This window comes from Segatella intestinalis (assembly GCF_029348455.1).
GTDB lineage: Bacteria > Bacteroidota > Bacteroidia > Bacteroidales > Bacteroidaceae > Prevotella.
Window position 1 is genome coordinate 76157 of sequence record NZ_JARJVV010000005.1, and the last position, 26265, is coordinate 102421.

At 45.9% G+C, this 26265-nt stretch carries 21 protein-coding genes; 4 read left to right on the forward strand and 17 right to left on the reverse strand.

Annotated features, from left to right (window positions below; genetic code table 11):
* Positions 1-446: 446 nt before the first annotated feature.
* The 13 genes from rpsA to P3T48_RS04550 all read right to left on the reverse strand — a co-directional run bounded on the left by rpsA (position 447) and on the right by P3T48_RS04550 (position 17599).
* A complete protein-coding gene (gene rpsA, locus P3T48_RS04490; protein WP_022252750.1) occupies positions 447-2231 on the reverse strand; it encodes a 30S ribosomal protein S1 in 1785 nt (594 codons plus the stop codon).
* A gap of 216 nt (positions 2232-2447) precedes the next feature.
* Positions 2448-4010 carry an endonuclease gene (locus P3T48_RS04495; RefSeq protein WP_276505803.1) on the reverse strand — a complete coding sequence of 521 codons (1563 nt, stop codon included), beginning with the start codon at positions 4008-4010 and terminating at the stop codon, positions 2448-2450.
* 246 nt (positions 4011-4256) lie between these two features.
* The gene (gene rpiB, locus P3T48_RS04500) at positions 4257-4700 is read right to left on the reverse strand and encodes a ribose 5-phosphate isomerase B (protein WP_022252752.1); all 444 of its coding nucleotides are present in this window, start codon (positions 4698-4700) and stop codon (positions 4257-4259) included.
* A 21-nt stretch (positions 4701-4721) separates the two neighbouring features.
* Positions 4722-6740, reverse strand: coding sequence for a transketolase family protein (locus tag P3T48_RS04505; RefSeq protein ID WP_276505804.1), 2019 nt, complete (start codon positions 6738-6740; stop codon positions 4722-4724).
* Positions 6741-6918: 178 nt separating this feature from the next.
* Positions 6919-7626 (reverse strand): L-ribulose-5-phosphate 4-epimerase, encoded by a 708-nt coding sequence (locus P3T48_RS04510; RefSeq protein ID WP_276505805.1) that lies wholly within the window; start codon positions 7624-7626, stop codon positions 6919-6921.
* A gap of 100 nt (positions 7627-7726) precedes the next feature.
* A complete protein-coding gene (locus P3T48_RS04515; RefSeq protein ID WP_276505807.1) occupies positions 7727-8407 on the reverse strand; it encodes an NUDIX hydrolase in 681 nt (226 codons plus the stop codon).
* Positions 8408-8723: 316 nt separating this feature from the next.
* Positions 8724-9884: a galactokinase gene (galK, locus tag P3T48_RS04520; RefSeq protein WP_022252757.1), complete on the reverse strand. Its 1161-nt coding sequence runs from the start codon at positions 9882-9884 to the stop codon at positions 8724-8726.
* A gap of 97 nt (positions 9885-9981) precedes the next feature.
* Positions 9982-11307 carry an MFS transporter gene (locus P3T48_RS04525; RefSeq protein ID WP_276505808.1) on the reverse strand — a complete coding sequence of 442 codons (1326 nt, stop codon included), beginning with the start codon at positions 11305-11307 and terminating at the stop codon, positions 9982-9984.
* Positions 11308-11513: 206 nt separating this feature from the next.
* On the reverse strand, positions 11514-12599 hold the full coding sequence (locus P3T48_RS04530) for an aldose epimerase family protein (protein WP_022252759.1): 1086 nt from the start codon (positions 12597-12599) through the stop codon (positions 11514-11516).
* A 119-nt stretch (positions 12600-12718) separates the two neighbouring features.
* Positions 12719-13999 carry a bifunctional folylpolyglutamate synthase/dihydrofolate synthase gene (locus P3T48_RS04535; RefSeq protein ID WP_276505809.1) on the reverse strand — a complete coding sequence of 427 codons (1281 nt, stop codon included), beginning with the start codon at positions 13997-13999 and terminating at the stop codon, positions 12719-12721.
* 103 nt (positions 14000-14102) lie between these two features.
* A complete protein-coding gene (dnaJ, locus tag P3T48_RS04540; protein ID WP_158463967.1) occupies positions 14103-15251 on the reverse strand; it encodes a molecular chaperone DnaJ in 1149 nt (382 codons plus the stop codon).
* A 40-nt stretch (positions 15252-15291) separates the two neighbouring features.
* On the reverse strand, positions 15292-15882 hold the full coding sequence (locus P3T48_RS04545) for a nucleotide exchange factor GrpE (protein ID WP_443217168.1): 591 nt from the start codon (positions 15880-15882) through the stop codon (positions 15292-15294).
* 100 nt (positions 15883-15982) lie between these two features.
* A complete protein-coding gene (locus tag P3T48_RS04550; RefSeq protein WP_276505811.1) occupies positions 15983-17599 on the reverse strand; it encodes an ABC-F family ATP-binding cassette domain-containing protein in 1617 nt (538 codons plus the stop codon).
* Positions 17600-17776: 177 nt separating this feature from the next.
* Here P3T48_RS04550 and P3T48_RS04555 point away from each other — a divergent pair, with 177 nt between their 5' ends.
* Together P3T48_RS04555 and P3T48_RS04560 are read left to right on the forward strand one after the other, a co-directional pair.
* Positions 17777-18709 (forward strand): RluA family pseudouridine synthase, encoded by a 933-nt coding sequence (locus tag P3T48_RS04555; protein WP_276505812.1) that lies wholly within the window; start codon positions 17777-17779, stop codon positions 18707-18709.
* A 16-nt stretch (positions 18710-18725) separates the two neighbouring features.
* Complete coding sequence (locus P3T48_RS04560) at positions 18726-18875, forward strand: sulfate transporter (RefSeq protein WP_276505813.1); 150 nt, start codon at positions 18726-18728, stop codon at positions 18873-18875.
* 104 nt (positions 18876-18979) lie between these two features.
* Here P3T48_RS04560 and P3T48_RS04565 read toward each other — a convergent pair whose 3' ends face one another.
* Together P3T48_RS04565 and truA are read right to left on the reverse strand one after the other, a co-directional pair.
* Entirely contained in the window at positions 18980-19897 is a 918-nt protein-coding gene (locus P3T48_RS04565) for a DMT family transporter (protein WP_276505814.1), read from the reverse strand.
* 33 nt (positions 19898-19930) lie between these two features.
* The gene (truA, locus tag P3T48_RS04570; protein WP_276505815.1) at positions 19931-20668 is read right to left on the reverse strand and encodes a tRNA pseudouridine(38-40) synthase TruA; all 738 of its coding nucleotides are present in this window, start codon (positions 20666-20668) and stop codon (positions 19931-19933) included.
* A gap of 191 nt (positions 20669-20859) precedes the next feature.
* Between truA and dapA the strand changes: the two genes are divergently transcribed.
* Both dapA and P3T48_RS04580 read left to right on the forward strand, forming a co-directional pair.
* Positions 20860-21747 carry a 4-hydroxy-tetrahydrodipicolinate synthase gene (gene dapA, locus P3T48_RS04575; RefSeq protein WP_022252768.1) on the forward strand — a complete coding sequence of 296 codons (888 nt, stop codon included), beginning with the start codon at positions 20860-20862 and terminating at the stop codon, positions 21745-21747.
* A gap of 126 nt (positions 21748-21873) precedes the next feature.
* Positions 21874-22761, forward strand: a complete 888-nt coding sequence (locus P3T48_RS04580; RefSeq protein WP_276505816.1) for an AraC family transcriptional regulator — start codon at positions 21874-21876, stop codon at positions 22759-22761.
* Positions 22762-23029: 268 nt separating this feature from the next.
* Here P3T48_RS04580 and uxaC read toward each other — a convergent pair whose 3' ends face one another.
* Together uxaC and P3T48_RS04590 are read right to left on the reverse strand one after the other, a co-directional pair.
* Positions 23030-24433, reverse strand: a complete 1404-nt coding sequence (uxaC, locus tag P3T48_RS04585; RefSeq protein ID WP_022252770.1) for a glucuronate isomerase — start codon at positions 24431-24433, stop codon at positions 23030-23032.
* Positions 24434-24999: 566 nt separating this feature from the next.
* Positions 25000-26112 carry a DegT/DnrJ/EryC1/StrS family aminotransferase gene (locus P3T48_RS04590; RefSeq protein WP_276505817.1) on the reverse strand — a complete coding sequence of 371 codons (1113 nt, stop codon included), beginning with the start codon at positions 26110-26112 and terminating at the stop codon, positions 25000-25002.
* Between the last annotated feature and the right edge of the window lie 153 nt (positions 26113-26265).

Genomic DNA, 26265 nt, shown 5'->3' on the forward strand with positions numbered 1-26265 from the left:
AGGAGTTTATTATATGTTTGATAATCAAATGGATAACAAGATTCTTGTTTAAAGGAAAAAGGATGTTTAAAGGAAAAAGGTAACTACTCAGCACACCCTATAGCCATAAAGTAGTAATTTTAATACTATTCAACTAAAATCGTTAAACCACACAACTAAAATCGTTAAACCACCTTAAAATCTCTGTTCAAAGCTTTTGAACAGAGATTTTATAGGCTAAAGAAAACATTTATATAGTATGTCTTGAATTTTAGCAAGCTCGGAAATTATAGTAGTTGGAGAAGTTTATCACTCTCTTCGGCATTGAAAGTGATGGTCAATAGCCTTAAAGGAATGAATATATGATTGGGATAAAAAAAAGGACCAGTTCTCGGAAGAGAACCGGTCCTTGGTATTTATAAGTGATATCTATTATGATTCAACTTATGCAGAAGACAGGCTGATGATTAAGCCTTGCCCTCCATCTGAGCCTTGAGCTTAGCAAGAGCATCGATGTCACCGAGAGAAGTACCAGCTGCTACGTTGTTGATAGCTGCTGCCTCGTTCTTGCGTGCACCACCGTTGTTGTGCTTGCGTGGAGCTGTTGTCTTAACATCGTCCTTGCCCTCCTCGAATGTACGAGAGTGAGAGAGGATGATACGCTTAGTCTCCTTAACGAATTCGATTACCTTGAAGTCGAGCTCCTCGCCCTTCTTAGCCTGGCTGCCGTCTTCCTTAACGAGGTGCTTTGGAGTAGCGAAGCCTTCACCACCCTCAGCGAGTGTGATAACGGCACCCTTGTCCATCAACTCTGTGATAGTACCCTTGTGTACAGAACCTGGAGTGTAGATTGCCTCATACTCATCCCATGGGTTCTTCTCCAACTGCTTGTGGCCGAGGCTCAAACGACGGTTCTCCTTGTCGATTTCGAGAACTACTACGTCGATAGGAGCACCTACTGTTGTGAACTCAGATGGGTGCTTAACCTTCTTGGTCCAAGAGAGGTCAGAGATGTGGATCAAACCATCAACACCTTCCTCGAGCTCTACGAAGATACCGAAGTTAGTGAAGTTGCGTACCTTAGCTGTGTGCTTGCTGCCTACAGGATATTTCACCTCGATGGTCTCCCATGGGTCTTCCTTCAGCTGCTTGATACCCAAGCTCATCTTACGCTCAGCGCGGTCGAGAGTCAAGATAACTGCCTCTACCTCGTCGCCAACCTTCATGAAGTCCTGAGCTGAACGCAAGTGCTGGCTCCAAGACATCTCAGATACGTGGATAAGACCCTCTACACCAGGAGCGATCTCTACGAAAGCACCGTAGTCAGCCATAACGACTACCTTACCCTTCACGTGGTCGCCCACCTTCAGGTTAGCATCGAGAGCATCCCATGGATGTGGAGTGAGCTGCTTCAGACCAAGAGCGATACGCTTCTTCTCCTCATCGAAGTCGAGGATAACAACGTTGATCTTCTGGTCGAGAGCTACAACCTCGTGTGGATCGCTTACGCGGCCCCAAGAGAGGTCTGTGATGTGGATCAATCCGTCTACGCCACCGAGGTCAACGAATACACCGTAAGAAGTGATGTTCTTAACGGTACCTTCGAGGATCTGACCCTTCTCGAGCTTGCTGATGATCTCTTTACGCTGTGCCTCCAACTCCTGCTCGATAAGAGCCTTGTGAGAAACAACAACGTTGCGGAACTCCTGGTTGATCTTTACAACCTTGAACTCCATTGTCTTGCCTACGAATACGTCGTAGTCGCGTATAGGGTGAACGTCGATCTGGCTTCCTGGCAAGAAAGCTTCGATACCGAAAACGTCAACAATCATGCCACCCTTAGTGCGGCACTTGATGTAACCCTGGATAACCTCCTCGTTGTCGAGAGCTGCGTTAACACGCTCCCAAGACTTGCTCAAGCGAGCCTTCTTGTGAGAAAGTACCAACTGACCCTTAGCGTCCTCCTGGTTCTCTACGTAAACCTCAACCTTGTCGCCTACCTTGAGGTCTGGGTTGTAACGGAACTCAGAAGCTGGGATGATACCGTCGCTCTTGTAACCGATGTTTACGATAACTTCCTTCTTGTCGGCAGCGATAACTGTACCTTCTACTACCTGGTGCTCGCTTACCTTGTTAAGGGTTTCGTCATAGGCCTTCTCGAGGTCCTCTTTGCTGACGTTTGCGTTGCCGCCATTCTCGAACTCGTCCCAATTGAAGTCGTCCAATGGCTTTACGTTCTTTAAATCTGACATAAAAATAATAATTAAATTTTAAATTAATAAAGTTAGACTTTATGTGAATAAATATAAATCGGGCGCAAAATTACTCATTTTCTGTGAATTAGAGCAATCTTGCGCCCGATATTGTTGTCGCTTTATGTTTTTTTAACTTCTTGTATGGAACCTTATGGTTCTTTTAGCCTTTATACCTTAATATATAATAAGGTGTAGCTGTCCTTAGCATCGAGTTTATCTGATTCTCATCTTTATCACCTTGCTGTTTTGGCGTATGATGACGATGCTGTTGGCATTGGTTTGCGAAGGAGTCAACTTTCTTCCGTCGATGCTGTAAACATCGTAAGGCTTAGAGAAGTCGATGAAGTCTTTTGGCTCTGTTGTCGTTTCCTTAATGCCTGTCGAATTCTTGGTTCCTGTGATGGTGGCCTTCTTGATTTCCCAGGTGCAGCACATATTGTCATCACTGGTGTAACGGAAGAATATTGTTGACTTTGTTCCACAGTAGTGGGACAGGTCGAATGTGAAATCATAGAATATCCAATAGTTTGATTCTTTAACCTTAAAGTCTGACAATGGCGAGATATCTACAGCACCATCTTCTGGTTCTACACTTCTTACTAAGATAGAGAGATAGTCCAGTGCTTTGCTGTCTGCAAAGTTGACAGCCTGACTGATGGTGAGCTTAGCATCATCATAGTCGGTTAAGTCTACCTCTGGTAGCGAAAGAGTTGCTTCTGCTTCGTATTTGCTACCATTATTATAAGCTGTTCCCTTCCATCCATATTGAGGGTCACATTTCCATATTTGAGGATTAGGACTGCTATTGCTTACGATGTTCTCCTTGCATCCGCCATCATTTGAGGTGAAGGTGGCTTGATAGACATTCACCTCGGTAGCGTCAGGGTTGGGGTCTGGGTCGATAGAGCCACCGCCTCCGCCTTCGCCATTCACGTAGCTTGAAGATTTGACTGTAGTCTCAGGATTGAAGGCTGTGTTGGTGCTGTCGCCCCATACATATTCCATCAAGTTAGGGAAGTCAACGTAAGGATTTCGGTTTTTCTGAATCTTAGCTACATCATTGTTGCGTTTGATCTCTAAAGCATCTGGCTTGTCGGCCTTAGCCCACTGGATATAGAGCTTGTATGCCCATTCTTTAAGAGTGGGGTAGGTGTTATTATATAGTGAGTTTTTGCCTTCAGAGGTCCATTTGTTGGCATAATCCTCGTAAGCTGTTACGATGTACATATATCCACGGGCAAAGTCTCCTTTCCATTCGTCGGCAGGCTCCCATAAAGATAGTCCATTAGCTCCGCTTCCTACTTTGGTAGCACCATTGGTGTTGGTCACTTTCGTAACCACACCCATGCCTCGGTTGCCCTTACTGGAGTTTATCCTTTGCTCGCAAGGCATAATATTGAATAAGTCCTTTTTTAGATTACAATCTCCTTTGCCCCACCAGCTTTGTGCAAAGGAGTGTTCTATATTCATACCACTGATACTGGAACCGCGTCTGCCGTATTTCTGCCAACTATTTCTGGGTGAATATCGGTCTATGCAATAGCCGTCATCAGTAACATCAGTAACATAGAATCCCCACCACGTACTTTGGTCGCCAGAACCATACTCAAGTACTTTGGCATTTTTGATGATTTTCCATATAGCCGTCTTCAGTTCAGCGCCTTTTTTGCCTTTGAGTGAACTGTAATAGCCTTCGGGAATCTGTGCCAGCATAGGGAGTGCCGGCATTACACTTACCAAGAAAGCAAGTGACAAACGTAGTAATTTTTTTCTCATATAATTAATCGTTATTATATTGTTTTGGCGCAAAGTTACAAAATCTTTTTATAAGTTCCAACTTTTTGCACAAGATTTTGATGGCGTATATGCTATTGTCATGATAATGTTATGGGTTGATAGTAAACTTGTAAAAAAGTCTGGCAACAAGAGCTGTACCTCGAAGGGATGATAAACAAAAAAATGATGCATAAGCCACCATGTGACTCATACATCATTTTCTAAATTCATTTCTCTGTTCAGAGGTTATTTCTGCAGAGGTATTTTCTTGACGCGACGCTCGTGACGGCCACCCTCAAAGGTAGCTTTGAAGAACTCGTCGAGGATAGCCTCGGCAGTCTTGTTGTCAATGAAACGTCCAGGAAGCACGATGACATTGGCATCATTGTGCTGGCGGATAAGTTGGGCGATATCCTTGTTCCAAGCCAAGCCCGCACGTACACCTTGGTGCTTGTTAAGAGTCATAGCCATACCTTCACCGCTGCCGCAGATACCGATACCAGGATAGACATCTCCATTCTCAATGCCTTCTGCCAAAGCATGGGCAAAATCAGGATAGTCTACGCTTTCGTCGCTATATGTGCCATAATCCTTAACAGGATAACCCTTCTTTTCTAAATACTGCAAAACGAATTGCTTCATTGGAAAACCTGCGTGGTCGCTGGCCAATCCTACTGTCTTTACTTCCATAATCATTACGTTTTAAGTTATTTACTCTGCCAAGAATGCCTTCACTTGCTTGTAGACATTCTCGCCTGTATATCCCAATTTCTCATCGAGCACCTTGTATGGGGCAGAGAAGCCAAAGCTCTCCAAGCCGAATACCTTGCCGTTGGCACCAACCAGTCCCTCGAGTGTGACAGGCAAACCTGCTGTCATACCGAAGATCTTGGCGTTCTTAGGCAATACGCTCTCCTGATATTCCTTGCTCTGGCTGCGGAACAAGCCCTCTGAAGGAGCACTTACCACGCGTACCTTGATACCGTCCTTGCGCAAAGCCTCAGTACCAGCCTCCAATGTAGAAACCTCAGAACCGCTTGCTACAAGGATAACATCTGGATTCTCGTCGCTGCCAGCCACGATATAGGCACCCTTGGCTGCCTGCTCGTAGTTGTTGCCCTCTGGCAGTTTGGCTATGCCCTGGCGAGAGAAGATGAGCGCTGTAGGAGTATCGATGTTCTCCATAGCGAGCTTCCAGCAAACTGTTGTCTCGTCGGCATCAGCTGGGCGGAATACGCGTACACTGTCCTTGCCGGCATGGTTCTTCAACTTTTCCATCAAGCGAATCTGTGCCTCCTGCTCTACAGGCTCGTGGGTAGGTCCGTCCTCACCCACACGGAATGCATCGTGAGTCCAGATGAACTTGACAGGAACCTGCATCAAGGCTGCGATACGAATAGCTGGTTTCATATAGTCGGAGAATACAAAGAATGTACCCATTGCTGCTATCACGCCACCGTGAAGCATCATACCGATACACATATCAGCCATGGTAAGTTCGGCTACACCAGCCTGGAAGAAAGCTCCAGAGAAGTCACCACGTACCATGCTCTTGGTCTTCTTGAGGAAGCCGTCGGTCTTGTCGGAGTTAGAGAGGTCGGCAGAAGCGCAGATCATATTAGGAACCTGTTCTGCCAAAACACCCAAACAAGCAGCAGATGCTGCACGGGTGGCAGAACCTGCCTTCTGTTCTATCTTGCTCCAGTCTACCTTTGGAGCCTTGCCAGAGAACCATTCATCCATCTGGGCGCTCTTCTCAGGGTTGGCCTTGCGCCATTCTGCCTCGGCAGCCTTACGCTCGGCAACAATCTTCTTCAACTCCTCGGCACGCTTGGCGTAGAGTTCTTTTACATCGTCGAAGATAACGAATGGATTCTCAGGGTCTCCACCGAGGTGCTTGATAGTATTGGTATAGGCATCTCCACCGAGAGGAGCGCCATGAGTATTGATGCAAGCCTCATAGCTTGTACCATCGGCACGCAAGGCTCCCTTGCCCATCACGGTTTTACCAATGATAAGGGTAGGACGCTCCTGCTCCTGCTGAGCTGCTGTGAGGGCTTCACGAATCTGAGCTACGTCGTTGCCATTAATCTTGATGACATTCCATCCCCATGCCTTATACTTCATCTCGGTGTTTTCGGTCATCACAACGCCACACTCTGTAGAGAGCTGGATATCGTTGGAGTCGTAGAACATGATGAGGTTGTTCAAACCCAGGTTGCCTGCAATACGGCCTACACCCTGAGAGATTTCCTCCTCTACGGCACCATCAGAGATGTATGCATAGATTTTGTGCTGCATCATGGTAGAGCCCAAACGTGCCTCAAGGAACTTCTCGGCTACGGCAGCACCAGCTGCAATGGCATGTCCCTGACCCAATGGACCGCTTGAGTTCTCAATGCCACGAGCTACATCGAGCTCTGGATGTCCTGGAGTTACAGAACCCCACTGACGGAATTGCTGAAGGTCGTCCAAGGTAAAGAAGCCACGCATGGCCAAACCTGCATAGAGCATAGGGCTCATGTGACCAGGATCGAGGAAGAAACGGTCGCGGCCTGTCCATGTTGGGTCTGATGGGTCGTATACCAAGAACTCAGAGAAGAGTACGTTGATGAAGTCTGCACCACCCATAGCACCACCTGGGTGACCAGAGTTAGCTTTTTCTACCATAGAAGCAGCCAGAATACGGATATTATCGGCTGCATGATTCATAACTTTAATGTCGTTCATAAACACAAATTGTATTAAATATTTTGTATGGTCTTACTTGTGATTTTGAATTTTTCCACAAATATACTATTTTATTTTTAAAACAACAATAGATTTTGCCGGAATTTTCACTTTTAGCGCTTTTTTACTTATTTTGGCATCCTTGAATACGGAAGGCTTGACGTTTTGAGGGTGTTGTTTAGTTTATTAGTTTTTTTTTCTGTCCGTAGTATGCATTGGGCCCATGTTTGCGGCTGAAGTGCTTCTCTACGAGCAGAGGGTTCATGGTGGTATTCTTGTTTACCGTGAAAGAGATGAACGCCATCTTGGCAACCTGTTCTGCCACTACTGCATGATAAACAGCCTCGTCGGCATCCTTGCCCCAAGTGAAAGGACCATGGTTCTTTACCAATACGCCTGGGGTATGAACAGGATTGATGTTTCCCTTCTTGAAGCGGTCTACAATAACCACTCCTGTATTGTGTTCGTATTCTGCCATCTGGTCGGCAGTCATATCGTCGGTGCAAGGTATGCAGTCGTGAAAATAGTCGGCATGAGTGGTGCCGATATTAGGGAGGTCCAAACCTGCCTGAGCCCAGGCTGTGGCATAGGTGGAGTGGGTGTGTACGACACCTCCCAATTCAGGGAAAGCACGATATAATACCAGGTGGGTAGGAGTGTCGGATGAAGGGTTGAGATCGCCTTCCACTACCTTTCCTGTGGCTAAGTCAACTACCACCATGTCGCTTGCCTTCATTGTTTCGTAACTCACTCCTGATGGTTTGATGACAACAAGACCTTTCTCGCGGTCGATTGCGCTCACATTGCCCCAGGTGAAGAGAACGAGGTGATGCTTCACAAGGTCAAGATTGGCCTTGAATACTTTTTCTTTTAATTCTTCTAACATCGTTTCTTATGTTTTTTTATTGAAATATCGTAAATTATTGAGTTAGGGAGTTGGGTTAAGGAGTTTAGACAATTCTCTTTTTATCCAAGCAAATAAAGGTTTACTTGAGTTTAAACGAAGGATCCTGTGCGTAAGCTTTCTTGTTGAAGCGATAGAGAGCAGCTCCGCGTCGTGAGCCAGCTTTGTCTATCAGTTCGGTCTTTTCTATGAAGTCGATATCCTTGATACGTTTACGGAAGTTGCGCTTGTCAATCTCTTCGTCCATCACCGCCTCGAAAACATGTTGCAGTTGGGTGAGGGTAAACAGATTGGGCAGAAGTTTGAAACTCAAAGGTTCTGTGTTGATGCGTCGGCGTATCTGGCTGATGGCATCTTGTATCATCTGGTTGTGGTCGGCGTAGAGCTGGGGCAAGTCCTTAAGGCTTACCCATTCCAAACCATGTCGTTCTCTGAGCTTGTCGTCATAGTCTACCACATTGATGAGGGTACAATAGGCAACCGATATAACTCGTTCGCCCGGGTCACGGTCTATATTGCCGAATGCTCCTACCTGTCTGATGTATAGGTTTTTCATACCTGTCAGGTCGAGAATGACACGGTTGGCAGCTTCTTCGAGGCTTTCGTGTTGTCCTACGAATCCACCATAGAGGGACCATTCGTCTCTTCCTGGGTCCATCTTGCGTTTACCTATTAATACTTGAAGGTTCTTTCCGTCAAAACCGAAGATGATGCAGTCAACAGCGACGAAGACTTTAGTATATTCTTTATAAAATTGAGTCATGTTTATAATAATATGTTATGATTCTATGGAATTCTTGTCTGGCACACTGAGTGATACTACACGACATTTTAAGGTACTGTATTAGTTGCCATTTTGTCTTGGGTGTAAAATTACATTAATTATTTTAAAGTTGTATCATTTTTGCTAAAGTATTTTTCAGGTAAAGTGTGTCTTTAACACTATTTGTATAAAATAAAAGAGCAAGTCCTTGTTTTATTAAAGAACTTGCTCTTATTTGAGTGATATAATCGTTAATTATAAAATCTTGATATAATCGCTATATATAATAATGTATTTATTTGAAAAGTAGTTGTTGTTAGCAAACCTTGTGTGATCCTTCAGAGATGATGACAGGATAAACTTCAGGTTCATGACCATATTTGGCTGCAAATTTAGCTTTTGTATCTGCAATGAACTTATCGTAGATGTCATCCTTTACAAGGTTGATGGTACAGCCTCCGAAGCCACCACCCATAATACGGCAGCCTGTTACACCATTCTCTTTGGCTACGTCATTCAGGAAGTCAAGTTCCTCACAACTAACCTCGTATTCTTTGCTCAGACCATAGTGTGTCTCGTACATCTTCTGACCAACAGTTTCGTAGTCACCTTTCTCAAGAGCATCGCATACTGCCAGCACGCGGTCTTTTTCGCCCAATACGAAATGAGCACGGCTGTAGTCTTCTTCGCCCACTTCTGCACGGACCTCTTCAAGTTGTTCCCATGTGCAGTCGCGCAAGGTCTCAAACTTGGCTTCAGGATGTTTGGCAGCAATATGCTTTACCACGTTCTCGCAAGAGTTACGACGGTCGTTGTATGGTGATCCCGCCAACTCGTGTTTTACCTTAGAGTTGACCAGACAGAGTTTGTAGCCCTTTGGTTCGAATGGGAAGTACTCAAATTCGCGGCTATTGCAGTCGAGACGCATGAGTTTGCCTTCCTTTCCGAATACGCTGGCAAACTGGTCCATGATACCGCAGTTGACACCTACATATTTATGTTCTGTAGCCTGACCTGCCAAGACAAGATCCCACTTAGAAATCTTGTTGTCACCAAACAAGTCGTTCAAGGCAAAGGCGAAACAACTCTCAAGAGCAGCAGAAGAAGACATACCAGCACCGAGAGGCACATCACCATAGAAGGCCGCATTGAAGCCTTTCACATCTACGCCCAAAGCCTTCATTTCCTGACATACACCATAGATATAGCGTGCCCATGAAGCACGTGGACCCTCTGGGTCGTCTACCTTGAACTCCACACGGTCCTTCAAGTCGATAGAGTAGAGCATGACAGTGTTAGTTCCGTTAGGACGGATTTCAGCCATGATACCTTTGTCTACTGCACCGGGGAAAACGAATCCTCCATTATAATCAGTATGCTCACCAATCAGGTTGATACGACCTGGTGACATATAAATGTTTCCAGTTTTGCCGTCGAAATGCTTAATGAAGCGGCTTCTTACTTTTTCAATATCCATAATCAGTTAAGTTTTTTTAGTTGTTTATTAAAGATTTGTCGGTTATATAAAAGCCCTAAGGCATTAAAAACCTCAGGGCTATCATATTTCGTAGTTTTTATTCTACAGGAATATCCTTGTTGACATTCTTGCAGCCAGCTACAGCATAGAACAGCATGTATGCCATACAGATGAGAGGCACAATATAACTTGTCATATAGCCTCCATTATCAGCGATGAAGTTCTGTACCAATGGAATTAATCCACCACCTACTACCATCATCATGAAGATACCAGAAGCCTGGGCGGTATATTTACCAAGGCCCTCGGTAGCAAGATTGAAGATACATGCCCACATGATGGATGTGCAGAGACCGCAGAGAACCAGGAACATGGCAGCAATAGGTACGGTTACCATCTGGAAGGAAGTACCAGTGAATACAGGCATTTCAACCGTTGTAGACTTACCCAAAAGAACTGCGAGAAGGATGAAAATGATGCCGGCACTATTGGCAAAAATCATCATCTGGCGACTTGATACCTTATCAGCGATAAAGCTCGAGCAGAGACGGCCTACCAACATCAAGAGCCAGTAGGTACCTGCTACGAATCCACCGATAGCGGCAGCATTAGCCAATACGACTCCGTTGATCAAACCACCGCCATTGGCTGTAGTGTCAGAGATGTAGAAATTCAATGTACCAGGAATACCTACTTCAACGCCTACATATACGAAGATGGCGAGAACACCAAGGTTGAAGTGACGGAATGCCCAAGGTGAGTGCTCGAATACAGTCTTGTCTGTAGTCTTGCCCATCTCTGGATCCTGAATAGGAATGAAGATCAAGATGAAGAAGGCTGCTGCGAATACAGCAAGGGCGATGTAAAGTACCAGATTTACGTCTACCATCTTTGTGTTGGCTGTTACAGTTCCGATAAGTGCACCTACGAGCATAGGAGTTAAAGTACCAGACAAACTGTTGAGTGTACCTCCTATGAGGTTCAACTGGTTACCACGATTGCCACCGCCACCGAGAAGGTTCAGCATAGGATTCACTACTGTATTCAGAATACATACAGCGAAACCAGAGATGAACGCTCCGAAGAGGTAAACGGCGAAACCAGAGATATCGGCACCGAACTTACCAGAAATGAACTGGATGAATACGCCTACAAAACCAGTAGCAATACCTGTGAGGGCTGTCTTCTTGTAACCAATCTTGGTGAGCAACTTGCCTGCGGGTATACCCATGAAGAGATAAGCTAAGAAGTTCATGGCGTTACCCAACATACCTATCATGTTGGCACTACCGCTGTCGGCGAATACATTTTTCCAGATGACTCCGATAGGAGCTGCCAGGTTCGTAACAAACGAAATCATAGCGTAAAGAAACATCATCGTGATGATGGCGATGATATTACCATTTTTGTTTTGGCTTTCCATTTTTAATTGTTTGATAGTTGATATTGTTATTATTTAATTATTCCGGGTTTGTTCTCATCGTAAAAAAGAATACAGCTCTATATTATAATCTATATTAAGAATGTTATTCAAGAATATGATTTTCTTTAGGAATTGTGGTTGCTTTTTCAAACGAGAAAATGGAGCAGACGCTTTTCGAGTACCTGCTCCATATATATAATAAGGTGTTATTTCTCTACACCAAACTTATAAATAGTTTTCTGTGTGTAGGTGTCGCCTGGTTTCAAGCGGCAACTTGGGAAGTATGGATGGTTAGGTGTGTCAGGGAACTTCTGTGCCTCGAAGCAAACAGCGCTACGGCGTGGGAATGTGGCGCCATGCTGACCAGAGATACCAGTCAGGAAGTTGCCTGTATACATCTGCAAGCCTGGTTCGGTGGTGTAAACCTCCATTGTGCGGCAACTGACAGGATCCTTGATCTTTGCTGCGAAACTCAACTCGCCTTCCTCTTTCTTATTGAGAACGAAGTTGTGGTCGTAGCCCTGTCCGTTCTTTATCTGTTCGTTGTCGGCATCGATGTCCTGACCTATGGTCTTTGGAGTACGGAAATCGAAAGGAGTACCCTCTACCTTGAGAATTTCGCCGGTAGGGATAGAAACCTTGTCTATAGGGAGATAATAGTCTGCGTTTACCTGACAGATAATGTTGTCGATAGTAGGTGTTGGGTTGGCAATTCCCTGAATAGAGAAGAATGCGTGGTGTGTCAGGTTGACAATTGTCAACTTGTTGGTTGTTGCCTGATACTTGATGACAAGCTCATCGTCATCTGTCAAAGTATAAGCCACCCATACGTTCAACTCACCGGTAAAACCTTCTTCGCCATAAGGACTTGCATATTTGAGAACTACAGCATTGCTGCTTACCTGCATGGCATCCCATACGTGTGCATGAAATCCTGTAGGACCGCCATGAAGATGGTTAGGACCGTCATTGCGAGCCAACTGGTATTCTTTGCCATGGAGTGTGAACTTGCCATCCTTGATGCGGTTTCCGTAGCGGCCAATAAGTACGCTCAGGAAAGGCTCAGGAGAATTGATGACATCCTGTATGTTGTCATGTCCTTGAATAAGATTGGCGTAATTTCCGTCCTTGTCGGGCATCATGATGGCTACAATGGCGCCTCCATAATTGGTTACGGCAACCTCATTACCGTTACTGTTTTTCAGTACGAACAAGTCTGTCTGCTTGCCATTGACTGTGGTCTGAAAATCTTCTCTTTTCAGACCGCACTTATTTGCTGGTTCTGTATTCATAATATCCCAATTGTTTAGTTATTCGAATGTTTTAAAGTTACATACTGCAAAGTAAATAAAAAAAAATGATTACAACAAATTTTTTTGCAACTTATTTGATTTAAAAAAACTAAAATATATTATGCCAGCAAATCGGCTACCACATAGCTCGAACCTCCCACGAAGATGAAGTCGGTATTCTTTGCTTCTCTTTTTGCAGCTTCAAATGCTTCTTTTACAGACAGATATGTGTTGCCAGTGAGATCATGTTCCTGTGCCATCTTGCATAGCTTTTCCACGGGTATAGCCCTCTTTGTTGAGGCTTGTGTCCAGTAGTAGGTTGTGTCTGTTTTAGGAAGCAACTCCAGTACACTTGAAACATCTTTGTCGTCCACCATTCCGAAGACGATATGTCGGTGTGTGCATGGTTGTTTTTCGATTTGTTGGCTTAGAAATTTCCATCCAGCCACGTTGTGTCCTGTATCGCAGATGACAAGAGGTTTGTCGTTCAGTTTTTCCCAACGTCCGCGCAGTCCTGTCGTCTCGCATACGTTGGCAAATCCTTTTAGGATGGCTTCTTTGCCGACGATGCCTTTGTCGAGCAGGATAGATATGGCGCAAAGTATGGTTCTTGCATTTTCTTCCTGATAGATTCCCCGGAGTTCCATCTCTATAGGTCCGAAAGTATGGGTGCCTAACACGTGACGACCTTCCGCAGTTGTTGTAACGGTGTCGTTGCTGAAGGCAGATTCCTCTGAGAAGATGACGGGCGCCTTTCTTTCCTTTCCTATGGTTTCGAACACAGGACGGGTTTCAGTGGTGGTGGTTCCTATCACTACGGGCACATCTTCCTTGATGATGCCAGCCTTCTCAAAAGCTATTTTCTCAAGGGTGTCGCCAAGTAGTTGGGTGTGGTCGTAGCTGATGTTTGTGATGATGGACAGGATGGGGGTGATGATGTTTGTACAGTCGAGGCGTCCTCCCAATCCCACTTCTATGACGGCATAGTCTACCTGTTGTTCTTTGAAATACTTGAAAGCCAGGGCTGTGGTTAGTTCAAAGAAGGATGGATGCAAGGGCTCGAAGAAGGAACGTTCCTCTTCTACAAAGTCTACCACATATTGTTCGGGAATGCATTCGCCGTTGATGCGTATTCTCTCGCGAAAATCTACCAGGTGTGGCGAGGTGTAGAGTCCTACTTTGTATCCTTGTGCCTGAAGGATGGCAGCAATGGTGTGTGAGCAGGAGCCTTTGCCGTTGGTTCCTGCCACATGGATGGTTTTGAAATACTGATGGGGATGACCGAAGTGCTCATCCAGGGCATGTGTGGTTTGCAGTCCGGGTTTGTATGCTGTGGCGCCTACCTTTTCGAAAACGGGAGTTCTCGTAAACAGATATTCTGTCGTTTCTTTGTAGTTCATATATGTGTATATATAATAGGTGTGTGTCTTCATTAATGATAAAGAGCAATCCTGTTCTTCTTGTTTTGGAGAAGAGGATTGCTCTTAGTTTTATTTTGAAAAATTACTTGAACAGATTTTTCAAACTGTCGAAGAGCGTCTTCTTCGTAGCATTGTCTGCCTTGAAGTTCTCGCTGTCCTTCAGTTTCTTAATCAGTTCTTTCTCTTCCTTGGTAAGTGTCTTGGGGACATAGACGGTTACGTTGCAGATGATGTCTCCCTTGCCATATCCGTAGCCTTTTACGGCTGGCAGCCCTTTTCCGCGCAGGCGAATCTGCTTGCCAGGCTGTGTGCCAGGCTCAATCTTGACAGTGGTCTTGCCCTCTATGGTAGGAACATCTACCTCGCCTCCCAAAGTAGCAGTGGCAAAATCGAGAACCAGGTTGTAGTAGAGGTTCTGTCCGTCGCGCTCGAAGGTGTCGTTGCTTTCCTCGCTGATGAGGACCTGTATATCTCCGGGGTATCCGTTACGTTTTCCGGCATTTCCCTTTCCTGCTACGGTGAGTACCATTCCGTCCTGAACTCCGGCAGGAATGTTGATTTCCACTACCTCGTCGCCTTTTACAACACCATCGCCGCCACAGGTCTTACACTTGTTCTTGATAACAGTGCCTTCTCCGTGACAGGTAGGGCAGGCGGCTTGAGTCTGCATCATGCCAAAGATGGAGCGAACGCTCTTGATGGTATAGCCTGTTCCATGACAAGTGTTGCAAGTTTCGGGCTTGGCTCCACCTTCACTTCCTGTACCCTGACAGTCGGGGCACTTCAGGTCTTTATGAACTTTAAACTTTTTGGTGACACCGTTGGCAACTTCCTTCAAATTGAGTTTTACCTTGATTCTCAGGTCGCTTCCCTGGTGCATTTGTGGCTGTGCGCTGCCTCCGAAGCCGAAGCCTCCGCCTCCATGTCCGCCAAAGATATCGCCGAACATAGAGAAGATGTCGTCCATGTTCATGCCTGCGCCGCCTCCGAATCCTCCGAATCCACCTTGTGGACCATTGAATCCAAACTGGTCATACTGCTGTCTCTTTTGAGGGTCGCGCAGTACGTCGTAAGCCTCGGCGGCTTCCTTGAACTTTTCCTCTGCCTCCTTATTGTTAGGATTGCGGTCAGGGTGATATTTGATGGCTATCTTTCGGTAAGCCTTCTTGATTTCATCGTCGGATGCCGACTTGTCGACGCCAAGCACCTCGTAATAGTCTCTCTTAGCCATTTGCTAATGTTGAATTCTTTATGTTTTATTTATTCTTGTTCTATTGTCCTACGGCAACTTTAGCGTGGCGTATTACTTTGTCGTTGAGTGTGTAGCCGGTCTGGATGCAGTCTATAACCTTTCCTTTCTTGTCATCGCCCATACCGGGCACCATGGCAACAGCCTCGTGATAGTCTACATCGAAATCTTTGTCCTGTGTCTCGATCTTCTTGACACCAAGGCTTTCGAGGGCTTTGCTGAATTTATTGAAAATCATCTGTACACCTTCCTTGATGACTTTAGGATCCTCGCTCTTGTCGGCGATGGCACGTTCAAAGTCGTCCAGGATAGGCAGGATGGCAGCGATTGTCTTCTCACCGCCATTGAGGATGAGGTCTGCTTTCTCCTTCAGGGTGCGCTTGCGGTAGTTTTCAAATTCGGCAGTCTTGTAGAGCAACTGTTTTTTGAGTGATTCTACTTCCTGTTCTGCCTTGGCGAGAGGATCAAGTTCTTCGGTTTCTTTCTCTTTACCGTCATCGGCTGACAGGTTGTCAGTCTGAGCCTGTTCTGCCTGCTTTTCTGTCTGCTGCTCGTCAACCTTCTCGTTGGCGTTGGAATCTTCTATCTTGATTTCTTTTTCTTTAGACATAATGAATGTTGTTTTTTTGTTTAACACGTTTTGTGGCGTGTGTTGCAAAAAACATGCCAACCTACTTGTTCCTTTCGAAATGGTGGGGTTGGCATGTTGTTTCTTATACGTTGTACATCTTGGCTTTCTGCTCCTTGATAGCCTCGTCGTAGATGTACTCATCGTACGACATGAGCTTGTCGATGGTGCCCGATGGGGTCAGCTCGATGATGCGGTTGGCTACCGTGTTGATGAACTCGTGGTCGTGGCTGGCGAATAGCACATTTCCCTTGAAGCCTATCAGGTTGTTGTTGAAAGCCTGAATGCTTTCCAGGTCCAGATGGTTGGTAGGTGTGTCGAGAATCAGACAGTTGGCGTTCTGCAGCTGCATACGAGCTATCATACATCTCATCTTCTCGCCTCCCGAGAGCACGTTTACCTTCTTCAAAACCTCCTCACCGCTGAAGAGCATACGACCTAAGTAACCCTTCATGGCCACCTCGTTGCCCGGACCGTACTGGCTGAGCCAGTCTACCAGGTTCTTGTCGCTCTGGAAGAATTCGGTGTTGTCGAGTGGGAGATAGGCTGTTGTGATGGTTACGCCCCACTTGTATTCTCCTGCGTCAGCCTTTCTGTTGCCATTGATGATTTCGAAGAGGGCGGTCATGGCCTTGGGGTTATGAGAGAGGAATACCACCTTCTCGTCTTTCTCGATGTTGAAGTTTACGTTGTCGAAGAGAACTGTTCCATCCTCGTCGACAGCTTTCAAACCTTCCACCTCAAGAATCTGGTTGCCAGGCTCGCGGTCCATCTGGAAGATGATGCCTGGGTACTTACGGCTTGAAGGACGAATCTCCTCGACGTTGAGCTTCTCGAGCATCTTCTTGCGGGATGTGGTCTGCTTACTCTTAGCCACGTTGGCAGAGAATCGGCGGATGAACTCTTCCAACTGCTTTTTCTTTTCCTCAGCCTTCATCTTCTGGTTCTGAGCCTGGCGCAGAGCCAACTGTGAACTCTCGTACCAGAAAGAGTAGTTTCCGGCAAACATGGTTATCTTGCCGAAGTCGATATCTACGGTCTGTGTGCTCACAGCATCGAGGAAGTGACGGTCGTGAGAAACCACCAATACGGTTTGCTCCACGTTGCTCAGATATTCCTCCAACCATTCCACGGTGTCGAGGTCGAGGTCATTGGTAGGCTCATCGAGCAACAGGTTGTCTGGGTTTCCGAAGAGGGCTTTTGCCAGCATGACACGTACCTTCTCTGTATTTGAAAGCTCGCCTACGAGCTTGTTGTGCTTGTCTTCCTGTACACCAAGGTTCTGAAGCAGCTGGGCAGCATTGCTCTCAGCCTCCCATCCGTTCATCTCGGCAAACTTCAACTCCAAGTCGGCAGCACGGTTGCCGTCTTCCTCGGTCATCTCTTCCTTAGAGTAGAGGCGCTCGCGCTCCTTCATGTTTTCCCAAAGAGGCTGGTGACCCATCAGAACGGTGTCCATGACGCGGAACTCATCATATTTGAAGTGGTCCTGCTCCAATACCGAGAGGCGCTCGCCTGGTCCTAATTCCACGCTTCCCTTGTTGGGCTCCAGATCTCCGCTGATGGCGCGAAGGAAGGTTGACTTACCGGCACCGTTGGCACCAATAATACCATAAATGTTACCGTGAGTGAACTTGAGGTTTACGTCCTTATAGAGGACTCTCTTTCCAAATTGTATCGCTAAATTGGTTACAGTTATCATTAACTTAAAAGTTTATTGTATGTTATTTTCAAATTTGGATGCAAAGGTACAAAAAATATTTGTAAATCAGAAATTTAGTGATGAAAAGGACTTAATATTTAGTTAAAAACATAGATATTTTTTGTCAATCGAACAAAAAGGCATAAATTTGTAGACCAAAAACGATTTACAACTGATATGCGACAAGAAAACAATAAGTGGCAGAAGCGCGCTGACAGGGGAGGGTTTGGAGTCCCCAATGAGTATGACCATTATGTGGTCAGCAAGCCTGCGCCTCTGTTGGAATGGCTGTTGGAAAACGTCAAGAGTTCGAGCAAGACCAAAATCAAGCAGATACTGCAAGGCCGTGGCATCCGTGTGGACGGCAAGACGATCACCAAGTTCGACTATCCTCTGAGACCCGGCATGAAGATTGCCGTCAGCAAGTCGAAGAAGAACCAGGAAACCTTCAAGAGCAAGTATCTCAAGATTGTTTACGAAGACCGGTATTTGGTGGTGGTGGAAAAGCAGATCGGCATACTGAGTATGGCGGCAGGACATTCATCGCTCAATGTGAAGACCGTGCTCGACGACTACTTCCACAAAACCCGTCAGAACTGTCAGGCTCATGTGGTGCATCGACTCGACCGTGATACCAGCGGATTGATGATTTATGCCAAGGACAAGCAGACCGAACTTGCCTTGGAGGATGACTGGCATCACAACGTATACGACCGCCGCTATGTGGCTTTGGTGTCGGGCGAGATGGAGGAAGATGAAGGAACTATAGCCAACTGGCTGAAGGACAATAAGGCATATATTACTTATAGCAGTGATACGGACAATGGCGGCAAATATGCTGTCACTCACTATCATACGCTTCAGCGCTCAACTGATTATTCTCTTGTAGAATTTAAATTGGAGACGGGGCGTAAGAACCAGATACGTGTTCATACTGCCGATATGGGACATCCTGTATGTGGCGATATCAAATATGGAAATGGAGATGATCCTTGTCATCGCTTGTGTCTTCATGCCTATGTGCTTTGCTTCTATCATCCCGTTACGCATCAGCCCATGGAGTTTGAAACTCCTATCCCACCAGAATTTCGCCGAGCTTTGAAATCATAACATCTAAAGAAAAGACATGAATCATTTTGAATATTACGTTTTTGCTCTCATCGTGCTGATTGTGGGCTTCCTGATAGTGAAGAAAGTTGCTACCTGCTTGTTCAAGACAGTAGTAACTGTCATCGTGCTTGCCATCTTGGCCGGCATTTATTTCCTGACAAGCTGAAAAAACGAAGCCGGCTTCGTTCGCCAACGAAGTAGCTTGCGATAGTCAACGAAGCTGCTTGCGATGGTCAACGAAGCCGGCTTCGTTTTTTCCTTTTACTACAACTACTTACTTCCGAAGTATAAGAAGAGCATACCGATGAGCACCAACAACAGGTCGACAAACTTGGCCTTGAGGTTTTTCTCGTGGAAGAGGGCAGCTCCGAAGAGGAAGCTTACGATGACGCTTCCTCGTCTCACCATGCTCACGATGCTGATCATGGCTCCCGGCAGACTCAGCGCATAGAAGTACACGAAGTCGGCAGCACTCAGGAAGATGCTGATAAAGATGATGGACCAGTGCCAGCGGAAAGGGGTTGTCTTGTGGCGTGCCGGCCACCATAGAATCATCATCATGAATCCCATCATGACTAACTGGTAGATGTTGTACCAGCTCTGCACAATCATGCGGTCAAGTCCCACACCTCCGTTCTCGGGCGGAGCCATGAGGTATTTGTCATACAGTCCGCTGATGGCTCCCAATACGGCAGCCAGGACGATAAAGTATATCCATTTGTCGTGCTTGAAGTCGATACCTTCCTTTTTTCCGCTTTTCGACAGCATGAGGAATGAAACTACTGCTAAGATGACACCTATCCATTGGTACAGGTTGAGTACCTCGCCATATACAAGCATGGCTCCCACGAGTGTCATCACAGGACGTGTGGCGTTGATAGGTCCCACAATGGTAAGGGGCAGATGCTTCATACCGAAGTAGCCGAAAGTCCAGCTGCTCAGCACGATAAAGCTTTTCAGAATGATGTATTTGTGTACTTCCCATCCGCCAGAGGCGACATGGAAGATTGTTCCGTCGAGTGCATTCGTCGTATAGCTCGTCACGATAAAAGGAATGAAGATGAGCGACGAGAAGAGCGTGTTGAGAAACAGTACCGGAATAACTGCGTTACCTGAAAGAGCCTTTTTCTTGAAGGCGTCATAAAATCCCAGCAAGGTGGCTGAGAGAAATGCTAAAATTAACCACATATTATATCATGAATTCTTTTTACCCTTTTGTCTTTACAAGTCGTATCTCACCTCCTCCAAGAAGAGGGCGTGTCCTGGCATACTCTCGCCTGCATCGCTGCGGGTTCCGTTGTGCAGGATGTCGAGAAACTGACTTTCGCTTATTTTCCCTCTTCCCACATCAATCAGCGTACCCACTACTGCACGCACCATGTTGCGGAGAAAGCGGTTGGCGGTTATCTCAAAATACCAGGTAGAGGGTGAGGTCTGTACCCATTGGGCTTGTGTCACCTCGCAGAGGGTTGTCTTGTTGTCGCCACCCGCCTTGCAGAAGGCAGCATAGTCTTTGTGGTGCAGAAAGTGGCGTGCCGCCTGGTTCATCCTGTCGAAGTCGAGCGGAAAGTTCATCTGCAACGAGTAGTGGCGCTCGAAGGGATCCTTGCACGTATGTATATAATAATGATAGGTACGCGAGGAGGCAGAGAAGCGCGCATGCATGTCGTCGGCTACCCGTTTGATGTCTTTTACGGCAATATCTCTTGGCAGAATGCGGTTCAGACGATAGGTGAGCTGTGGGGTGTCAAGTTCTTCGCCTTCCCAGTCGAAGTGGGCAGCCATCTTTCTGGCGTGTACTCCCGTGTCTGTTCGTCCTGCACCCACAACCTCCATGTCGCGTCGTAAAAGAGTAGACAGAGCTTTTTGCAACTCCTGCTGTACAGAGTTGGCGTTGGGTTGGATCTGCCAACCATGATAATTGGTTCCGTCGTAACCGAAGAAAATAAAGTATCTCATTTTACTGCCCTTGAATTCTCACATGCATTTTTTGCTTCAATCGGCTGCAAAATTAATAAAAAACTACGAAATATGCGAAAATAGTACCGATTATTTTGCAAAATGATATAATCTTGAAAGAAAAACACAAATTTGTTTTGCAAATTGACAATTAAATTGTATTTTTGCCAACGATTTTGTATTAATAGATTATGGCACAGAATATATTCAAAGGCTTAGGTATAGCCCTGATTACCCCATTCAAGACCGACGGAACAGTTGACTATCAGTCGCTGAAGAAACTGGTTGAGTTTCAAATAGACAATGGTGCAGACTTCCTCTGTATCCTTGCAACTACAGGTGAGGCTCCTTGTCTCACCCAGGATGAGAAAAATAAGATTACCGAGTTGGTGAAAGAGGTGAACCATGGACGAGTTAAGATATTGAAATATTGCGGTGGCAACAATACTGCAGCCGTGGTGGAAGAAATCAAGTCTACTGACTGGAGTGGTATTGATGGTATCTTGAGCATTTGTCCTTATTACAACAAGCCTTCTCAGGAAGGACTCTATCAGCATTTCAAGGCTATTGCGCAGGTTAGTCCATTGCCTATCGTTCTTTATAATGTGCCTGGTCGCACAGGCATCAATATGAAGCCGGAGACAACCTGTCGCATCGCCCGTGACTTCCCCAACGTAGTAGCCATCAAGGAGGCCAGTGGAAGTTTGGAGCAGGTGGATGAGATTATCAAGAACAAGCCTGATAACTTTGATGTCATCAGTGGCGATGATGCACTTACCTTCTCTATGGTGGCAAGCGGTGCTGCAGGTGTTATCTCGGTTATCGGTAATGCGCTGCCCAAGGCCTTCAGCCGTATGATACGGCTCGAGTTCCGTGGCGAGTATGAGCCAGCGCGCAAGATTCATCATGCCTTTACCGAGTTGTACAGTCTTCTCTTTGTGGATGGCAACCCTGCCGGTGTAAAGGCGCTGCTCAATGATATGGGCTTTATCGAGAACGAACTGCGCCTGCCGTTGGTTCCTACCCGTATTGCTACCAAGCAGAAGATGAGTGACATATTGAAAGACCTTCGCATTTAAGCGATGAGATATTCTCAAAACGCGGGTCTGATGTTGTGAATGGCCGCATGATGGAGCTTCTCACAATATCAGACTCGTACTTTTTCCTACTTTACCGCACTTAAATCCAAATCTATTATTTAAAATATGTCAGAAGAAAGAAGAATCATTCATGAAATCACGCCTTTGATGGGTAAGGATGTCCTCTACATTGCCGACAGGCACAAGATGGAGTTTACTTATCCCATTCATAATCATTCAGTTTTTGAGCTCAACTTTGTGGAGAATGCTCAGGGAGTGCGCCGTATCGTAGGCGACTCGCAGGAGGTAATAGGCGAGTATGACCTTTGTCTTATCACCTCTGCCGAACTGGAACATGTATGGGAGCAGAATGAGTGCAAGAGCGAGGATATTCGCGAGATAACCATACAGTTCGATTTCAGTATGGGCGATGAGACCCTCTTTGGCCGCAATCCTTACTCCAGCATTACCCGTATGATGCAGGAGGCACGCAAGGGTTTGGTGTTCCCCATGAAGGCTATTATGAAGGTTTACAGTCTTCTCGACACTCTCAGCAGCATTAAGGATGGATTTTATGCCGTGCAGCAGTTTCTTACCATTCTCTATGAACTGTCACGTTGTGACAATGCACGTACGTTGGCTTCCAGCAGCTATGCCAAGGTCAAGGTAGAGGACGACAGCCGTCGCATCCTGAAGGTAAAGAACTATATATCCAAGAACTATATGGACGACCTGCGCTTGCCGATGCTCGCCGATTTGGCTGGTATGAGTCCAAGCGCTTTCAGTCGGTTCTTCAAGCTGCATACAGGGCGTAACATCAGCGAGTATATCATCGACCTTCGTCTGGGTTATGCTGCCCGTATGCTGGTTGATACTGCCAAGTCGATCAGTGAGATTGGCTTCGATTGCGGTTTCAACAATCTCAGCAATTTCAACCGTATTTTCAAGAAGAAGAAAGGCTGCTCGCCTACTGAGTTCCGCGAAAACTATCACAAGACCAGAATTATTGTTTAGGTAGAGAAGTTAGAGAAGTTAGAGAAGTTAGAGAAGTTAAAGAAGTTATCACTCCCTTTGGTCGTTAGAAGTTAAAGCCAACAGCCTTTAAGGGATGTATATTTAGCTGTAAAGCATATGGCTTTAACTTCTTTAACTTCTATAACTTCTCTAATTTCTTTAACACCTCCATTTGCGGTACCCTGTTATCATAAGAGGATAAAAAAAATGATGCCTGTCTCGACAAACGAGGCAGGCATCATGCTTTTTTAGTAGGGTTACTACTTTATTAATAGAACTTGAAGTAGTTGCGTGCGTTGTTGTAAGAGATATCCTCTACCATGCGTGAGAGGCTCTCCATATCGTTAGGCAGCAAACCCTTCTCAACATCGTTGCCAAGCAGGTTGCAGAGCAAACGACGGAAGTACTCGTGACGTGGATAGCTCAGGAAAGAGCGAGAGTCGGTCAGCATACCTACGAATCGGCTCAACAGGCCGAGAACAGAGAGGGCGTTCATCTGGCGTGTCATACCATCGAGCTGATCGTTGAACCACCAACCTGAACCAAACTGAATCTTGCCTGGGCAAGAACCGTCCTGGAAGTTGCCAAGCATTGTGGCAATCACCTCGTTGGCACATGGGTTCAGTGTATAGAGGATAGTACGTGTGAGCTTGCCTTCCATGTTCAACTCGTTGAGGAAGTGGCTCATAGCCTTGGCTGTAGTGAACTCACCGATAGAGTCGAAACCGGTATCAGCACCCAGCTTGTTGTACATCAATGTATTGTTGTCGCGGATAGCACCATAGTGGTACTGCTGTGTCCAGTCGGCAGCATAATCCATCTCGGCACATACCTTCAGGAAGGCGTGCTTGTACTGGCGAATCTCGATAGCAGAAAGCTGCTGACCGCGCATAGCCTTGGCGAAGATGGTCTCAATCTGAGAGTCTGTATATGGCTCATCGTAGAACTCCTCGATACCATGGTCGCTCAACTTGCAGCCATTCTCGGTGAAGAAGTCGTGACGCTTCTGCAGGGCATCAACCATATCCTGGAAGGTAGTAACGGTAACACCTGCTACCTCGCCCAACTTGTTCATGTACTCAGCGTAGTCTGGCTTTTCGATGTTCATGGCCTTGTCAGGACGCCATGCAGGAATCATCTTGATCTCGAAACCGCTCTCGCGAGTCTGCTTGTGATAACGCAAGTCATCAATTGGATCGTCTGTAGTACATACGCACTCTACATGGTAGCGGCGCATAAATCCACGTGCTGTATACTCTGGCTGCTGCAACTTCTCGTTACACTCGTCGTAGATTTCGCGTGCTGTCTTAGGGCTCAACTGTTTGTCGATACCGAAAGCTGTCTTGAGCTCAAGGTGTGTCCAGTGGTACAAAGGATTACGGAATGTATAAGGTACTGTCTCTGCCCACTTCTCAAACTTCTCCCAGTCGCTTGTATCAGTACCTGTGCAGAAACGCTCATCTACACCATTGGTACGCATGGCACGCCACTTGTAGTGGTCGCCGCCCAACCAAAGCTCTGTGATGCTCTTGAACTGATGATCATTGGCAACCATCTCAGGGATGAGGTGACAGTGATAGTCGATGATAGGCATTTTAGCCGCATGATTGTGATACAAATCCTGCGCAGTTTTGGTGTCGAGCAGGAAGTTTTCATCCATAAATTGTTTCATAATTGTAATTTAGTTTTTTAAGATTTGCTTATTCGACTTGCAAATATACATTATTTTTTTGCAATCCACCAAAAAAATACGTAATTATTAGGTTTATTTTACTAAAACGATTACGTAATGTACGTGAGTCGGGTGAGAAGAGGAGTCTTTCAATCACACAGGTCTGCGTAGTTTTTGTTTCTATTTTCTATCATTCCGTGTTTCTCTATGCTTGTAAGCCAAAAAATATAGTCAGAATCCTTCTGTATAATTTTTCATCTATAGGCGTTACTTAACTTTGAAAAAAATATTTCCCAGTTAGGAAATTTTTTTTTCTCAGTTGGGTAGATTCTTTTTTCCAGTTAGTCCATGGTTTTGGGGCAATTATTGAATAAATATGCTGTATAATTATTCTTTTGTTTGCTTGGTTACTTAACATACTTACGATAGTTAAGTAATGAGTCCACTTTAAAAAGTCATTTTTACGAAAATCGGCTATTGATTATTGATAAGTTACAAAGACATAAAATGCGATTTTCGACTTTTTCAAGTGGGCTCAGTTCGGTAATAATAAAAAAGAGGTAGCTTTATTGAAAACTGTTGATAGTTTCCGCTATATACTTAGTCTCTTCCGAAGTCATCATCTGATGGCAGGGCAGACTGAGTTCCTGTTGGTGGATGCGTTCGGTGATGGGCAGGGAAAGCTTGTTCCATGTTTTGTAGCAGGCTTGCTGATGGGGCGGGATGGGGTAATGAATCATCGTACCTATGCCATGCTTGCTTAGGTAAGTCTGCAGTTCGTCGCGCTTCTCGCAGAAGACGGGGAAGATGTGAACCACGTTTCGACTCCAGTCGTCATACATCTGATGGGGAACCTTGACCTTGGGATTGTTGATGAGCGAGAGATACTCTTTGGCACGTTGGCGGCGAGCCTCGTTGAGTAAGTCGAGGTGGCGAAGCTTTGCCGTAAGGACGGCAGCCTGCATCTCGTCCATGCGCGAGTTGGTGCCCACGTATGGAAAGACATATTTACGGCTGCTGCCATAGTTGCCCAAGGCTCTCACAACCTCAGCCAACTCATGGTCGTCGGTAGTCACAGCTCCTGCATCGCCCAAGGCACCAAGGTTCTTGCCTGGATAGAAACTGTGGGCTGCCGCATTGCCTAAAGAACCTGTCTTTCTGTTGCCATACATGCATCCATGCGCCTGTGCGTTGTCCTCGAAGAGCAACAGGTTATGCTGCTGACAGAAACGCTCTATCGCCTCGGTCATGGCACATCTGCCGTACAGATGGACTGTCATTACCGCCTTGGTGCGAGGTGTAAGAACCTGATGGAGCTGACGGTCATCGATCTGTAAGGTCTCCCATCTTGGTTCTACGAGTATGGGTTTCAACCGGCATTCTGTGATGGCAAGAATGGTGGCGATATAGGTGTTGGCAGGTACGATGATCTCGTCGCCCTCATGCAGTCGGCCCAGTTCCATTTCGCCTCTGAGCATCAGTTTCAGAGCATCCAGTCCGTTTCCGCACGGTATGCAGTACTGCGTGCCGATATACTGGGCGTAAGCCTCAGCAAACTGCTGGTTGGCTTTGCCCTGCAGATACCATCCGCTCTCCACCACCTGATGGATGGCATCAAGGATGTCTTGTTGTAAAGGACTGTTGATGTCCTTGAGGTTGAGATAATCGATGTGTTGCATAGATATTTTTGTTGACTTTGCAAAGATATTGCAAAGATACATATTTTCTTTGAGTTGCGGGCATTGTTGGCCATAAAAAATCAGATGTTTTTATGGCTTGTGTATGGCTGGTTGAAAACTTTTGCTTATCTTTGCGCCTATGAAGCATAAAAA